The sequence below is a fragment of the Streptomyces sp. NPDC048479 genome (assembly GCF_040651435.1).
In the GTDB taxonomy this organism is placed as follows: domain Bacteria; phylum Actinomycetota; class Actinomycetes; order Streptomycetales; family Streptomycetaceae; genus Streptomyces.
Genome location: NZ_JBEZKA010000039.1, coordinates 24,025 through 37,450, shown reverse-complemented (window position 1 = coordinate 37,450; position 13,426 = coordinate 24,025). Strand labels below are relative to the sequence as shown.

13 protein-coding genes are annotated in these 13,426 nt (G+C 71.5%); 7 read left to right on the top strand and 6 right to left on the bottom strand.

Annotated elements, in window-relative coordinates; genetic code table 11:
• Nucleotides 1-102 precede the first annotated feature (102 nt).
• Nucleotides 103-1,137, top strand: coding sequence for an NUDIX domain-containing protein (locus AB0D12_RS36415; protein ID WP_362692949.1), 1,035 nt, complete (start codon nucleotides 103-105; stop codon nucleotides 1,135-1,137).
• Nucleotides 1,138-1,225: 88 nt separating this feature from the next.
• Here AB0D12_RS36415 and AB0D12_RS36410 read toward each other — a convergent pair whose 3' ends face one another.
• Nucleotides 1,226-2,590, bottom strand: coding sequence for a dipeptidase (locus AB0D12_RS36410; protein ID WP_362692947.1), 1,365 nt, complete (start codon nucleotides 2,588-2,590; stop codon nucleotides 1,226-1,228).
• Between the two features lie 145 nt (nucleotides 2,591-2,735).
• Between AB0D12_RS36410 and AB0D12_RS36405 the strand changes: the two genes are divergently transcribed.
• Nucleotides 2,736-3,953 carry a geranylgeranyl reductase family protein gene (locus AB0D12_RS36405; protein WP_362692944.1) on the top strand — a complete coding sequence of 406 codons (1,218 nt, stop codon included), beginning with the start codon at nucleotides 2,736-2,738 and terminating at the stop codon, nucleotides 3,951-3,953.
• Nucleotides 3,954-4,118: 165 nt separating this feature from the next.
• Here AB0D12_RS36405 and AB0D12_RS36400 read toward each other — a convergent pair whose 3' ends face one another.
• Complete coding sequence (locus AB0D12_RS36400; RefSeq protein ID WP_362692941.1) at nucleotides 4,119-4,568, bottom strand: nitroreductase family deazaflavin-dependent oxidoreductase; 450 nt, start codon at nucleotides 4,566-4,568, stop codon at nucleotides 4,119-4,121.
• Nucleotides 4,569-4,709: 141 nt separating this feature from the next.
• Between AB0D12_RS36400 and AB0D12_RS36395 the strand changes: the two genes are divergently transcribed.
• The 3 genes from AB0D12_RS36395 to AB0D12_RS36385 all read left to right on the top strand — a co-directional run bounded on the left by AB0D12_RS36395 (nucleotide 4,710) and on the right by AB0D12_RS36385 (nucleotide 7,415).
• The gene (locus AB0D12_RS36395; RefSeq protein ID WP_362692938.1) at nucleotides 4,710-5,405 is read left to right on the top strand and encodes a TetR/AcrR family transcriptional regulator; all 696 of its coding nucleotides are present in this window, start codon (nucleotides 4,710-4,712) and stop codon (nucleotides 5,403-5,405) included.
• A 121-nt stretch (nucleotides 5,406-5,526) separates the two neighbouring features.
• Nucleotides 5,527-6,753, top strand: a complete 1,227-nt coding sequence (locus AB0D12_RS36390; RefSeq protein ID WP_362692935.1) for a sensor histidine kinase — start codon at nucleotides 5,527-5,529, stop codon at nucleotides 6,751-6,753.
• Complete coding sequence (locus AB0D12_RS36385) at nucleotides 6,750-7,415, top strand: response regulator transcription factor (protein WP_327321877.1); 666 nt, start codon at nucleotides 6,750-6,752, stop codon at nucleotides 7,413-7,415. Before AB0D12_RS36390 ends, AB0D12_RS36385 begins: the two co-directional genes overlap by 4 nt.
• Here the strand turns inward: AB0D12_RS36385 and AB0D12_RS36380 are convergent.
• Both AB0D12_RS36380 and AB0D12_RS36375 read right to left on the bottom strand, forming a co-directional pair.
• On the bottom strand, nucleotides 7,376-7,651 hold the full coding sequence (locus tag AB0D12_RS36380; protein WP_327321876.1) for a DUF6332 family protein: 276 nt from the start codon (nucleotides 7,649-7,651) through the stop codon (nucleotides 7,376-7,378). The two genes, AB0D12_RS36385 and AB0D12_RS36380, sit on opposite strands and share 40 nt — an antisense overlap.
• 78 nt (nucleotides 7,652-7,729) lie before the next feature.
• On the bottom strand, nucleotides 7,730-9,217 hold the full coding sequence (locus AB0D12_RS36375; protein WP_362692931.1) for an MFS transporter: 1,488 nt from the start codon (nucleotides 9,215-9,217) through the stop codon (nucleotides 7,730-7,732).
• An 87-nt stretch (nucleotides 9,218-9,304) separates the two neighbouring features.
• On the opposite strand from AB0D12_RS36375, the gene AB0D12_RS36370 reads away from it, so the two are divergent.
• The gene (locus AB0D12_RS36370) at nucleotides 9,305-9,706 is read left to right on the top strand and encodes a MarR family transcriptional regulator (protein WP_327321874.1); all 402 of its coding nucleotides are present in this window, start codon (nucleotides 9,305-9,307) and stop codon (nucleotides 9,704-9,706) included.
• Between the two features lie 94 nt (nucleotides 9,707-9,800).
• On the opposite strand, the gene AB0D12_RS36365 is transcribed toward AB0D12_RS36370, so the two are convergent.
• Nucleotides 9,801-10,544, bottom strand: a complete 744-nt coding sequence (locus tag AB0D12_RS36365) for a maleylpyruvate isomerase family mycothiol-dependent enzyme (protein ID WP_362692928.1) — start codon at nucleotides 10,542-10,544, stop codon at nucleotides 9,801-9,803.
• Between the two features lie 243 nt (nucleotides 10,545-10,787).
• The gene (locus AB0D12_RS36360) at nucleotides 10,788-12,008 is read right to left on the bottom strand and encodes an MFS transporter (protein ID WP_362692925.1); all 1,221 of its coding nucleotides are present in this window, start codon (nucleotides 12,006-12,008) and stop codon (nucleotides 10,788-10,790) included.
• A 75-nt stretch (nucleotides 12,009-12,083) separates the two neighbouring features.
• Here AB0D12_RS36360 and AB0D12_RS36355 point away from each other — a divergent pair, with 75 nt between their 5' ends.
• Nucleotides 12,084-13,298: an ROK family protein gene (locus AB0D12_RS36355; protein ID WP_362692922.1), complete on the top strand. Its 1,215-nt coding sequence runs from the start codon at nucleotides 12,084-12,086 to the stop codon at nucleotides 13,296-13,298.
• The last annotated feature ends 128 nt before the right edge of the window (nucleotides 13,299-13,426 follow it).

Sequence of the window (13,426 nt, the reverse complement as noted above, 5' to 3'; positions counted from 1 at the left end):
CGGCCACAGTTGTGTACGTGATCAACCGGCCGGTTCCTGCAACGGGTTTCCGTGGCAGGGTGTTGCGGGCAATCCACTGAGGGCTACGGCAGAGGGGGAACCGTGATCGTCTGGATCAACGGTGCGTTCGGAGCGGGCAAGACCAGTACCGCACGCGAACTGATCGATCTGATCCCGAACAGCACGCTCTACGACCCCGAACTGATCGGCGGCTCCCTCGGCTACCAGCTGCCCCAGAAGCGGCTCGCCGAGGTGAGCGACTATCAGGATCTGCCGATCTGGCGGCGGCTCGTGGTGGACACCGCCGCGGCGCTGCTCGCCGAGCTGGGCGGGGTGCTGGTGGTGCCGATGACGCTGCTGCGCCAGGAGTACCGCGACGAGATCTTCGGCGGGCTCGCCTCCCGCAGGATCGCGGTGCGCCATGTGCTGCTGTCCCCGGGTGAAACGATCCTGCGCGAGCGGATAGCCAACCGCGAGGAGCCGGACATCCCCGACGCCGAACAGCGCGTCAGACAGTGGGCGTACGAACACATCGAGCCCTATCTCGTGGCCCTCGACTGGATCAGCGCGGACGCGCACGTCATCGACACCAGCCGGCTCGATCCGCAGGAGACGGCGCAGCGGATCGCCGAAGCGGTACGGACCGGGGCCGCCGCGGCCTGCGAGATCGTCCAGACGCCCGAGCCGAGCGCCGAAACTCTCGCCGCCGGAGTGCTGCTCTTCGACGAGGCGGACCGGGTGCTGCTCGTCGACCCCACGTACAAGCCGGGCTGGGAGTTCCCCGGCGGGGTGGTGGAGCGCGGCGAGGCACCCGCACGCGCGGGGATGCGCGAGGTCACCGAAGAGCTCGGCATCGAACTCGGGGAGGTGCCCAGGCTGTTGGTGGTCGACTGGGAGCCGCCGCGGCCGCCGGGATTCGGCGGACTGCGGCTGCTCTTCGACGGCGGCCGGCTGCCGAGCGGTGAGGCGCGGCGGGTGCTGCTGCCCGGATCGGAGCTGCGCGGCTGGCGGTTCGTCGGCGAGGAGGAGGCGGCGGAACTGCTGCCGCCGCCCCGTTACGAACGCCTGCGCTGGGCGCTGCGCGCGCGCGAGCGCGGGACCGTGCTCAACCTGGAGGCCGGCGTCCCCGTCGGCTGACGCGCAACATCCCCGCGTCCGGAGTCAGCTGGTCACCGTCGTGCCGGACCCGCACGGATCCAACTTCTCCGCGATCTCCGCCGAGCGCTCAAGCTTTCTTGGACTCGGCGTAGTTGACCAGGAAGAGGGCCTCGGCGACGGACAGCCGCTCCAGCTCCTCGGGCGACACCGACTCGTTCACCGCATGGATCTGTGCCTCGGGCTCGCTCAGGCCGATCAGCAGGATCTCCGCCTCGGGGTAGAGCGCGGCGAGCGTGTTGCACAGCGGGATCGAGCCGCCCATGCCGGCGGACTGCATCTCCTCGCCCGGGTACGCGATGCGCATCGCGTCGGCCATCGAGGTGTACGCCGGGCTGGAGACGTCCGCCCGGAACGGCTGGCCCTGGCCCACCTGCTCGAGCGTGACGCGGGCGTTCCACGGAGTGTGCTTCTCGATGTGCGCGAACAGCAGCTTGGTCGCCTCGGCCGCGTCCTGGCCGGGCGGCACCCGCAGGCTGAGCTGCGCCCGGGCGGTCGCCGGGATGGAGGGGGTCGCACCGGCCACCGGGTGGCAGTCGATGCCGATCACGGTGACGGCGGGGCGCGCCCAGATACGGTCGGCGACCGTGCCGCTGCCGATCAGGCCCACACCGTCGAGGACCTTGGCGTCCTTGCGGAACTCGCCCTCCGGGTACTGCAGCCCCTCCCAGGTCGAGTCCGTGGTGAGCCCGTCGACCACCGTCGAACCGTCCTCGGCGCGCAGCGAATCGAGTACGCGGATGAGCGCGGCCAGCGCGTCGGGCGCGGCGCCGCCGAACTGGCCCGAGTGCAGATTGCCCTCGAGAGTGTCGACCTGGACCCGGATCATCGTCATACCGCGCAGCGTCGCCGTCACCGTCGGCAGGCCCACCCGGAAATTCCCGGTGTCGCCGATCACGACGGCATCGGCGGTCAGCAGTTCCGGGTGCGCCTCGGCATACTGCTCAAGACCACCCGTGCCCTGCTCCTCAGAGCCCTCCACGATCACCTTGATGCTCACCGGTACGCCGCCGTTCGCCTTGAGGCCGCGCAGGGCGAGCAGGTGCATGATGAAGCCGCCCTTGCAGTCGGCGGCGCCACGCCCGTACCAGCGGCCGTCCCGCTCGGTCAGCTCGAACGGCGGGGTCACCCACGCGGACTCGTCCAGCTTCGGCTGCACGTCGTAATGCGCGTACAGCAGCACCGTCGGCGCACCCTCCGGGCCGGGCAGCAGCCCGTACACCGACTGCGAACCGTCAGGGGTGTCCAGGAGCGCGACATCCTGGAACCCCTCGGCGCGCAGCGCACCGGCCACCCAGTTCGCGGCGGCCTCGCACTCGCTCTTCGGCGCCACGGCCTCGTCCGCCACCGATTGGAAGGCCACCAGCTCCGTGAGCTCCGCCTGGGCGCGGGGCATCAAAGAGGCAATGGTCTCGGCGATCGGATCGACGGTCATGGGCACGCTCCTCGTGGGTGCGACGTTGTGCGGTGTGTGTACGGCGAATGTGTGGTTGATCCTCGCACAGGGGCGGGAAGCGACCGCGCCGTAGGATGCCGTCGAAGGCGTGGATCATGCGTCGGATCGGGAGCAGAAGCAGATCGTGAGCAGCGAGAACGCAGATGCCGTAGGTGAGTACGGCGAGCCGGTGTGGGATGTCGTCGTGGTCGGCGGCGGGCCCGCGGGCGCTTCGGCGGCCTATGCGGCGGCGGTCGCGGGCCGCCAGGTGCTCCTGTTGGAGAAGTCGGAATTGCCCCGCTACAAGACCTGTGGCGGAGGGATCATCGGCCCCTCGCGCGACAGCCTCCCGCCAGGCTTCGAACTGCCGCTGCAGGACAGGGTGCACGCCGTCACCTTCTCTCTGAACGGCAGGCTGGCCCGTACCCGCCGCTCCAAGCGGATGCTCTTCGGGCTCATCAACCGACCCGAGTTCGACGCCGCTCTTGTGGAGCAGGCGCAGAAGGCCGGCGCCGTGCTGCGTACCGGCGCGACCGTCTCCCGCGTCGAGCAGCACGGCCCTGCCGTCCCGGACCGGCGCACGGTCGCCGTGGTGCTCGCCGACGGCGAGACCGTGCTGGCGCGTGCGGTCGTGGGCGCGGACGGCAGCGCCAGCCGGATAGGCGCGCATGTCGGGGTGAAGCTCGACCAGGTCGATCTCGGCCTGGAGGCGGAGATCCCGGTGCCGGCGACGGTGGCCGAGGACTGGGCGGGCCGGGTGCTCATCGACTGGGGGCCGATGCCCGGGAGTTACGGCTGGGTGTTCCCCAAGGGGCGGACGCTGACGGTCGGAGTGATCTCGGCCCGCGGTGAGGGCACGGCTACCAAGCGCTATCTGGAGGACTTCATCGCTCGCCTGGGGCTCGCGGGATTCGAGCCGGCGATCTCCTCGGGGCATCTGACCCGGTGCCGCAGCGACGACTCGCCGCTGTCGCGCGGGCGGGTGCTGGTGTGCGGGGACGCGGCCGGGCTGCTCGAGCCGTGGACCCGGGAGGGCATCTCCTTCGCGCTCCGGTCGGGGCGGCTCGCGGGGGAGTGGGCCGTACGGATCTCGGAGGCCCACGATGCCGTGGACGCCCGTCGGCAGGCGCTGAACTACGCGTTCGCGATCAAGGCCGGGCTGGGTGTGGAGATGGGGGTCGGGCGGCGGATGCTCGCGATCTTCGAGCGGCGTCCGGGGCTGCTGCATGCGGCGATCACCGGTTTGCGGCCGGCGTGGAAGGCGTTCGCGGACATCACGCGCGGATCGACGACGCTGGCCGGTCTGGTGCGTACGCATGCGGTGGCGCGGCGGGCACTGGAAATGATGGACCGGCGCGCCTAACGGGCTGCCCGGGCTGCCCCGAACCGTCCGGGCCGTCCGGGCCGTCCGGGCCGTCCGGGCCGTGCCGCCCCGGCAGTCCTGGGCCGGGTATCGCCCGGCGCCTGCGTCACGCTGTCGCCCGGTGACAGGGTGTTGCCCTGTGTCACGGTGTCGCCCGGCCCGGTGTCACTTGGTCACGGTGATCCGGAAGACGGGGTGCTTGTGCGCCGCGGCGAGCAGCTCCTCGTCCGTGGACTTGGCGTTGACGTCGCCGAAGAACCGGCCGACCTCCCAGCCCCAGCGCTCGAGGTAGGTGCGCAGCAGTACGGGCTTCTCCTCGTCGGTCAGCTCCACCGCGGTGAACTGCTGGGTCTTGCGGCCGACTTGGAGCTGCCCGCCGCCCGCGGTGCGCAGATTGCGGACCCACTGGGAGTGGCCGCGGGCGGAGATCAGATACGGGCCGCCCTCGTAGGGGAGGGGGTTGACCGGGATGCGTCGCCACTCGCCGCTGGTGCGGCCGCGCACGGAGAGCTCCGCGGTGCCCATCAGGCTGACGCCGCGTCTGGCCAGCCAGCCGATGGTGCCGTTGACGATGTTGTCGAAGCGGCCGGGCTTGATGTAGTGCGCCTGCGACATGGTGATCTCCACTGGTGTCGAGAGAATCATTGAGAGAGCACCGCTCTCGCTTGAGAGCAGTGTGCACCTGATCGGTGATCCAAAGCAAGAGCGGTGCTCTCGTTGTTGGTCAGTGCTCCGTAACGTGAAAGACTGCACCCCATGACCACGATCCGTGGGGCCAGGGAACGGGCCCGTATCGAAGTCACCGCAGCCATCAAGGACGAGGCTCGCAAACAGCTCGCGGCCGAGGGCGCGGCGAAGCTCTCCCTGCGCGCTGTCGCCCGCGAGCTGGGCATGGTGTCCTCCGCCCTCTACCGATACTTCCCGAGCCGTGACGATCTGCTGACCGCCCTCATCGTCGACGCCTACGACGCGGTCGGCGCCGCAGCCGAGACCGCCCTCGCCGCCGCCCCGGCCCCGGACGACCACCCCGCCCGCTGGACCGCGATCTGCTCGGCCGTACGCGCCTGGGCCCTCGCCCACCCTCATGAGTACGCCCTGATCTACGGCTCGCCGGTCCCCGGCTACACCGCGCCCCAGGACACCGTCGGACCCGCCTCCCGCGTCGGCCTCGCGCTGATCTCCGTCGCCCGCGACGCCCACCGCTCGGGCGGCATCGCGCTGCCGCCGCTCGCCGGGGAACTGCGCCCCGAAGCGCACCGGCTCACCGCCGATATCGCCCCCGACCTGCCGCCCGCCGTCGTGGTGGCCCTGGTGGCCGCGTGGTCCCAGCTCTTCGGCCTCATCTCCTTCGAGCTCTTCGGCCAGTTCAACCGGGTCGTCGAGGAGCGGGACGTCTTCTTCGGCCAGGCCGCGGCCCGCCTCGCGCACGAGGTCGGACTGCGGCACCGCTAGGGCTTGGACCCGTCGGGCTCCAGGAGGCGTCGGCCCCCGTCGCTGTACTGCGCAGGGAGTATGTGTGATCGCCACGCCTGGCTGACGCCCGCCGCCCCGGCCCCGGTCTAGCGTTGCCGGTATGGAAGAGCAGCGCACCCGGAACTGCGGTGGTCCCCCCTGGGCACGGGGCGGACCACCGCCGTTGCGTCACTGGGAGGCACGGCGGAACAACGCAAGGGTGCCCTGGCCGTCAACCGTCGTGCTGGCCGTGTTCGTGCTGGTGGGGTCGAATTTCGCCGCCCAGGGCCAGCACCGTGAGGCGCTCGACGCCTTCGCGCGGGTGTTGCTGCTCGCGGGACCGGCGTTCCTGCTGCTGCGCAACCGGTGGCCCGTCGTCGCCGTCTTCGGCGCGGCCGCGACAGCGCTGGCCTACTTCGCCGCGGGCTATCCGAACGGCCCGGTCTTCCTCACCGTCGCGGTCGGCGCTTTCGCCGCCGTCACCTCCGGGCACCGGCGTGCCGCCTGGTGGGCCGTCGGCGGCCTCTGGGTCGGTCATCTGCTGATTGCCCACTGGCTGTACGCCGATCTGCCGCCGCACGGCGACAAGGCCGCGCCCTGGGCGCAGGAGCTGGTCATCGCCGCCTGGGTGGTGGCCGTCCTCGCGGCCTCGGAGCTCGTACGTGTCCGACGCGAGGTCTGGGCCCGTGAGCGCATCGAGCGCGCCGCCGCCGAGAAACGCCGCGCCGACGAGGAGCGGCTGCGGATAGCCCGCGAGTTGCACGACGTCCTCGCGCACTCCATCTCGGTCATCAACGTCCAGGCGGGCGTCGGCCTCGCGCTGCTCGACACCAACCCCGAGCAGGCCCGCACCGCGCTCACCACCATCAAGGCGGCCAGCAAGGAGGCGCTGGGCGAGGTGCGGCAGGTCCTCGACACACTGCGTACGCCGGGAGACGCCCCACGCGCGCCCGCGCCCGGCCTCGACCGGCTGACCGAACTCGTCGAACAGGCCGCGAGCGCCGGACTGAGCGTCGAGGTCGAGACGGACGGCGACCGGACCGCGCTCCCGCCCGGCACGGATCTCGCCGCCTTCCGGATCGTTCAGGAGGCGCTCACCAATGTCGTACGTCACTCGGGCTCGCGCACCGCGCGGGTACGGATCGGCTATGCGCCCGGCCGCCTCGACCTCCGGATCGACGACGAAGGACCGGCCACCGGCTCGGACGCGGGCGGCAGCGGCAACGGCCTTGCCGGAATGCGGGAGCGTGCCGCCACCCTCGGTGGCACGATCGATGCGGGCCCGCGCCCTGGCGGCGGCTTCCGGGTACGGGCGGAGCTCCCTGTGCGGCCGAAGGAGACGATGTGATCCGCGTACTGCTCGCCGACGACCAGCTGCTGGTCAGGGCGGGATTCCGGGCGTTGCTCGACGCCCAGCAGGACATCGGGGTGGCGGGCGAGGCCGGTGACGGCGAGGAGGCGGTGCGGCTGGTGCGTGAACTGCGCCCCGACGTGGTGCTGATGGACATCCGCATGCCGCTGCTCGACGGTCTCGCCGCCACCCGCCGGATCACCGAGGACGAGCGGCTGAACGGGGTGAAGGTGGTCATGCTCACCACCTTCGAGCTCGACGAGTACGTCTTCGAGGCCATCCGCTCCGGTGCTTCGGGCTTCCTGGTCAAGGACACCGAGCCGGAGGAACTGCTGCGTGCGGTACGGGCGGTGGTGCACGGGGACGCGCTGCTGTCGCCGGGAGTGACGCGGCGTCTGATCGCGGAGTTCGCTGCCCGCTCCAAAGCACCCACGGACGCCGAGGGCCTCGCCGAACTCACCGAACGGGAGCGGGAGGTGATGGCCCTGGTCGGCATCGGCCTCTCCAATGAGGAGATCGCCCGCCGGCTCGTCGTCAGCCCGCTCACCGCCAAGACTCATGTGAGCCGCACGATGGTGAAGCTCGGCGCCCGCGACCGGGCCCAACTCGTCGTGCTGGCCTATGAGTCGGGGCTGGTGCGGCCCGGCTGGCTCGGCTGAGGCGGGGTACGCGGAAAACGCCAGAGCACCGTCACGACGCGCACCACGAAGGCGACCGCGGCCGCCGCGCCGCCCGCGATGAGCAGCCCGCGCTCGGCGGTGTACGGCATGGCGAACATCAGCTTCGGTCCCGCGATCACTCCGAAGACGACCGCCGCGACCAGGACCGCGCTGAGGAGCGCGTATCCGGTCTCGATGGTCAAGGCGTCCCGCTCCGCCTGTGTACGTCGCCCCATGTCCGAAGTGTCACAGGGCGGCGGCCGACGGGCAAGGAGTCCGCCGGGCGCCGCCCCCTCGGGAGAGCTGAGTGTGGGTCAGTCGCCGACCGCCACCCGCTCGGGCTCTTCCTGAACCGGCTGTCCGGAGGACTTCGCGACCAGGACGCTCGGCACGGCACGGCGGGTCCGCAGACCGGTCAGCGTGATCAGCAGTCCGGCTGCCGCGATCGCGGTCACCACCACCAGGCCGGGCCGGAAGCTGTCGAGCACCTCCTGCGGAGAGCGGCCCGTGTCACCGCCCGCCGTGATCACCGCGGTGACGACGGCCAGGAAGATCGCGCCGCCGACCTGGATCGAGGTGTTCAGCAGGCCGGAGACCATGCCCTGCTCATGGTCCTCCACCCCGTTGGTGGCCTGGATGTTGAGCGAGGGGAAGACCAGCGCGCAGGCCGCGCCGAGCAGCAGCATCGACGGCAGGATCACGGCGGCGTAGCTCGGCGTGAGGTCGATCTGGACGAAGAGCGCGTACGCGATCACCAGCAGCGTGAAGCCGGCGGCTATCACGCGCGGTGTGCCGAACCGGTCCACGACCGAGCCGATCTTCGTCGAGGAGAGCGCCACCAGAGCGCCCGCCGGAAGGAAGGCCAGCGCCGTCTGCAGCGCCGACCAGCCGAGCAGGGACTGCATGTACTGCGTGACGAGGAACTGGAAACCGACGTACGAGCCGAAGAAGAAGGCCGCGCCGAGGTTGGCGCGGATCTGGCTCCCCGAGCGCAGCACACCCAGCCGGATCAGCGGGTGCGAGCTGCGCCGTTCGATGGTGACGAACACGGTGAGCAGCATGGCGACGGCGAGGAAGGACAGCAGGGTGCGCGCCGAGGCCCAGCCCACCTCGGGGGCCTGTACGACGGTGAAGACGAGCAGCAGCATCGAGGCCGTGCCGGTGACGGCGCCCGGCAGGTCGTACCCCTTCCCGGAGTCCTCACGGCTGCTCCGTGGGATCAGCTTGATGCCGGCCAGCAGCGCGATCAGGGCGATGGGCGCGGGCAGCAGCATGGTCAGGCGCCAGCTCACCTCGGTGAGCAGTCCGGAGAGGACCAGGCCCATCGAGAAGCCGGTGGCGGCGCAGGTGGTGTAGATGGCCAGCGCGCGGTTGCGCTGAGGGCCTTCCTTGAACGTCGTGGTGATGATGGAGAGCCCGGCGGGCGCGGTGAACGCGGCGCTCAGACCCTTGATGAAGCGGCTGGCGATCAGCAGCGGACCGGAGTCGACCAGTCCGCCGAGCAGCGAGGCGAGCGCGAAGACGGCGAGCGCGATCAGGAAGACCCGGCGCCGGCCCAGGAGGTCGGCCGCACGGCCGCCGAGCAGCAGCAGGCCGCCGTATCCAAGGATGTAGCCGCTGACGACCCACTGCAGGGCCGAGGTGGTCAGATGGAGATCGGTCGCGATCGAGGGCAGGGCGACGCCGACCATCGAGACGTCGAGGGCGTCGAGGAACATCGCGGCGCAGAGCACGAGGAGAGTGCCCCACAGCCGCGGGCTCCAGCGCTCCTGCGCTACGGGGACGTTGAGCGGAGAGGTCATGAGGAGGACAGTACATGCACATGCATTGAGTGCAAGTGCATTTAATTCCGACGCAACAAAGTGCGTCTTTTCTGCTAACGTGCGGTCATGGCGGCGAAGAAGTCCGAGCGAGTGCTCGTCGAGGAGTGGCGGGACGTCCTTGCGCTGCACGCCCGTACGATCTGCGAGCTCGACCGCGAGCTGCATCAGCACGGGCTCGGCGCCAGTGACTTCGAGGTCCTCGACGTACTCGCCGAAGAGACGTCGGACGGCGGCGACTGTTCCTTCCGCGTCCAGGAGCTGGCATCCCGGGTCCACCTGAGCCAGAGCGCGCTGTCGCGCCTGGTGGCGCGGCTGGAGAAGGACGGGCTTGTCACCCGCGGGATGTGCAGCGAGGACCGGCGGGGAGTGCGGGTCGCGCTCACCGACGCCGGCCGGGCCCGCCATGCCGAGGTGCAGCCGCTGCAGCGCGCGGTGCTCTCCAGGATGCTGTCGGGCCCGTCCACGTAAGGGAGCCCGTCCACGTAAGGGAGCCCGTCCACAAAAATCTCCGTGGCCCGTCCACGTAAATCTCCGTGGGCTTCCGTACGAGGGGCTGGGACCGCTAGGACCAGGTGATGGCGGACAGCTCGCGCCACCGCCGCGCGAGCTCCGCGTCGCCGGTGACGGACACGCTGGTGAGCGGCAGCCGGTTCCACAGCGTCAGATAGAGCTGCTCCGCCGTCCCCCTCAACTCGCAGTCCGCGGGCCCCTCTTCGGTGCGTTCCGTGCGCGGAGCCTCGGTCGACAGCCGTACCGTCCACACGTGGTCCGTGTCGCTGGCATGTACGCGCAGGGCACGCGGCTCCTCGGTGCGCACCCGGCTCCGGGAGCGGGCGTGAAAGGCGCCGAGCAGCTCGTCGATCCCGTCCAACGCGAAGTCCGCGGCGACCGGCCCCGGCTTCCCGCCGAGTGCCGACTCGGCGTCCGTGCGGTGGACAGCCGTCTCGTGCGCCTGCCGCCTGGCCCAGAACGCCAACGGTGAGGGTGCGGGCAGAAAGCTCCAGCACTCCACATCCGCGGGCGCCTCGCTCAGCGCGGCCACCAGGAGACCGTGCCCCTCCCGGAACCACTCCAGCAACTCGTCGCCGTCGAGCTCGGTCGGGTCGTCGGCGGGCTGGAAACTTGTGCAGCCCTCGGTGATGAAGGCGCTCGCCCAGCGGTGGACCATGCTGATGTGCCGGAGCAGATCCCGCACCTGCCAGCCGGGGCAGGTCGGCACGCTCGCTTCGGGGCCTGCCTCGGCTGCGGCCGCGGCCAGCAGTTGGCCCTCCCGGACAAGGGACTTGATCAGCTCAGCGGTCTCCATGCGGGAGATTGTGCCAGCGCGGCCCGACCGCCGGCAGGACCGTCGTACGGATACCGCGGCGCATCAATGCCACAGGAGCCCCAGCAGGAACTCCTGTCAGGACCAGCACGGCGACAACGCCGGTGGGCCAGTGAGACGGCGTTGCCCAAAGCCGATCGCGCGAGGTCACCCAGGCGGCGAGAGGTCATGCCTTGCTGATCGGCTCCCGGGCGGCGGATGCGCCTGAGCAGGCAGCAGGAGTACTCAGTCGGCTCGGGGTGCGGACGCGTTCCGGGCCGAGTACCCGATGAGCGCCGCGCCACCCGCCAGCGCCGCCACCGTCGTCAGTGCCACCGGAAGCGAGAACCAGTCGGCGAGGAACCCGATCGCCGGCGGCCCCAGCAGCATCCCGCCATAGCCGAGCGTCGACGCGGCCGCGACCCCGCCTGGACCGGCGAGCGCGCCCGCCCTGGCCACCGCCACCGGGAAGATGTTCGCGAGCCCCAGACCCGTCACCGCGAAACCGAGCAATGCCAGCCACACCGTCGGCGCGAGCGCGCCCAGCACCATGCCGGCTGCCGCCGTCGTACCGCCCGCGACGAGCGTGCGGGTCTGGCCGAGCCGCTCCAGCAGGGCCGTGCCGGAGAGCCGGCCGGCCGTCATGGCCAGGGCGAAGAAGGAGTATCCGGCGGCGGCGATGCCCGGGTGGGCGTGCAGATCCTGCTCGAGATGGAGCGCTCCCCAGTCGGCCATCGCCCCTTCCCCGTACGCCGTGCAGAGCGCGATCACGCCGAAGAGTACGACGAGTTGGCGTGTACGGCCCTGGAGGCGCCGCGGGCCCGGCACCGCCGTGGTGCGCTCGCTGACGGGTGCGGGACGGCGCAGCAGCACCCGCCCGGCGGCTGACGTGACCAGCAGGCCGATGCCGGTGAGGCCGATCAGATGCGCGGTGGGGGAGAGGCCGCCGGCGACGAGGCCGCCGAGGCCCGCGCCGATCATCCCGCCGAGGCTGAACGCGGCATGGAAGCTGGGCATCACGGGCCGCCGCATCGCCGCGACCAGATCGACCGCGGCGCTGTTCATGGCGACATTGATCCCGCCGTACGCCGCACCGAAGACCAGCAGCACAAGTCCGAGGGCGAGCGCCGAATGCGTCAGTGGCGGGAGCGCGATGCTCAGCGCCAGCAGTGCGCCACTGACGACCGTCACCGGATGGCTGCCGAAGCGGCGGCAGAGCCGCCCGGTGAGCGTCATCGTCACCACCGCGCCCGCCGACACTCCGAGCAGGGCGAGGCCCAGATCGCTCGCGGACGAGCCGGTCTGCTGCTTGATGGCGGGGATACGGACCACCCAGCCGGCGAAGATGAAGCCGTCGAGGGCGAAGAACACGGTCAGCGCGGTACGGAGGGGGGACAGGGAGGGTGGGGCGGTGTTTCCGCCAGGTCCCCCCGGTACGGCCGTCCGTAGTTTGTTTAGAAGCGGCACAAACTCAGGATAGGGGTCGGGCCCGATCCGTACAAGGCGGCTGCTCAGCCTCCGGATCATGGGAGACTCGCCTGCATGAACGGCAAGGCGATGACCACCAGGACGAGGCTGGAGAGAGGCCGCAGCGCGCTCGGCCCCGCGCTGGAACTGGTTCATACGGGCCGGGCGCCCACCCGCGCCGTGCTCACCGCCGAGCTCGGAGTCACCCGCGCCACCGCCGGCGCGGTGGCCGCCGAACTCGAAGCGCTCGGGCTGATCCGGGTCGACTCACGCCCGGGCGCCGCCGCCGGCTCGCAGGGCCGGCCCTCGCACCGCCTTGCTGTCGACGACGCGGGCCCGGTCGTTCTCGCCGCGCAGGTGCACGCCGACGGATTCCGCGCCGCGCTCGTCGGGCTCGGCGGCCGTACGGTCGCGACCGCGCCCGGCTGCGTCACCGTCTCCGAAGACCCGGCGCAGGTGCTCGGCGAGGTCGTCGAAGCAGGCGCGGCCCTGCTGCGCGAGAGCGGTCGACGGTGCGTGGGCGCGGGCCTCGCTGTGCCCTCCGCCGTCGCCGAACCGGAAGGCACCGCCCTCAACCCGCTGCACCTCGCCTGGCCGGCCGGGGCTCCCGTCCGCGACATCTTCGCCGAACGCGTCCGCGCGGCGGGCATCCGGGGCCCCGCCTTCACCGGCAACGATGTCAACCTCGCGGCGCTCGCCGAGCACCGCCACGGCGCGGGCCGTGGCGCCCAGCATCTGCTCTGCGTCGCCACCGGCCATCGCGGCGTCGGCGGCGCGCTCGTCCTCGACGGCCGTCTGCACACCGGCAGTTCGGGCCTCGCCCTCGAGGTCGGGCATCTCACGGTCAACCCCGAGGGCCGCCCCTGCCACTGCGGCAGCCGCGGTTGCCTCGACGTCGAGGCCGACCCGCTCGCCTTCCTCACCGCCGCGGGCCGCCGCCCGGGCCCTGAGGTCTCGCTGCTGCAGCAGTCCCGGGATCTGCTGCGCACGGAGTACGACGACCCGGCCGTACGGAACGCGGCCGAGGAGCTTATCGATCGGCTCGGCCTCGGGCTCGCCGGGCTCGTCAACATCCTCAACCCCGACCGCATCATCCTCGGCGGATTGCACCGCGAGCTGCTCGACGCCGATCCCGAACGGCTGCGCGCCGTGGTCGCCGACCGCAGCCTGTGGGGGCGCAGCGGCGGTGTGCCGATCCTCGCCTGCACGCTCGACCACAACAGCCTGGTGGGGGCGGCCGAGTTGGCGTGGCAGCCGGTACTCGACGACCCGCTGGGTGCGCTCAGCTGACGGCGGCCGGCGTATGGCCCGGCGGACCGTGCGTCGGCGTACCCGGCTCACACACGACGGCGGGCGGGTACGGGGGCGGGCGCCGACCGGTCGGCACGGACGGCCTCCGCCGCTCGGCGGGGCCGGCT

Coding starts and splice junctions, on each gene's coding strand:
- AB0D12_RS36400 (WP_362692941.1), bottom strand. CDS start 4,568: ATGTCGCAGGCGCACTACATCAAGCCCGGCCGCTTCGACAACATCGTC.
- AB0D12_RS36355 (WP_362692922.1), top strand. CDS start 12,084: ATGAACGGCAAGGCGATGACCACCAGGACGAGGCTGGAGAGAGGCCGC.
- AB0D12_RS36370 (WP_327321874.1), top strand. CDS start 9,305: ATGGCGGCGAAGAAGTCCGAGCGAGTGCTCGTCGAGGAGTGGCGGGAC.
- AB0D12_RS36365 (WP_362692928.1), bottom strand. CDS start 10,544: ATGGAGACCGCTGAGCTGATCAAGTCCCTTGTCCGGGAGGGCCAACTG.
- AB0D12_RS36395 (WP_362692938.1), top strand. CDS start 4,710: ATGACCACGATCCGTGGGGCCAGGGAACGGGCCCGTATCGAAGTCACC.
- AB0D12_RS36390 (WP_362692935.1), top strand. CDS start 5,527: ATGGAAGAGCAGCGCACCCGGAACTGCGGTGGTCCCCCCTGGGCACGG.
- AB0D12_RS36380 (WP_327321876.1), bottom strand. CDS start 7,651: ATGGGGCGACGTACACAGGCGGAGCGGGACGCCTTGACCATCGAGACC.
- AB0D12_RS36375 (WP_362692931.1), bottom strand. CDS start 9,217: ATGACCTCTCCGCTCAACGTCCCCGTAGCGCAGGAGCGCTGGAGCCCG.
- AB0D12_RS36410 (WP_362692947.1), bottom strand. CDS start 2,590: ATGACCGTCGATCCGATCGCCGAGACCATTGCCTCTTTGATGCCCCGC.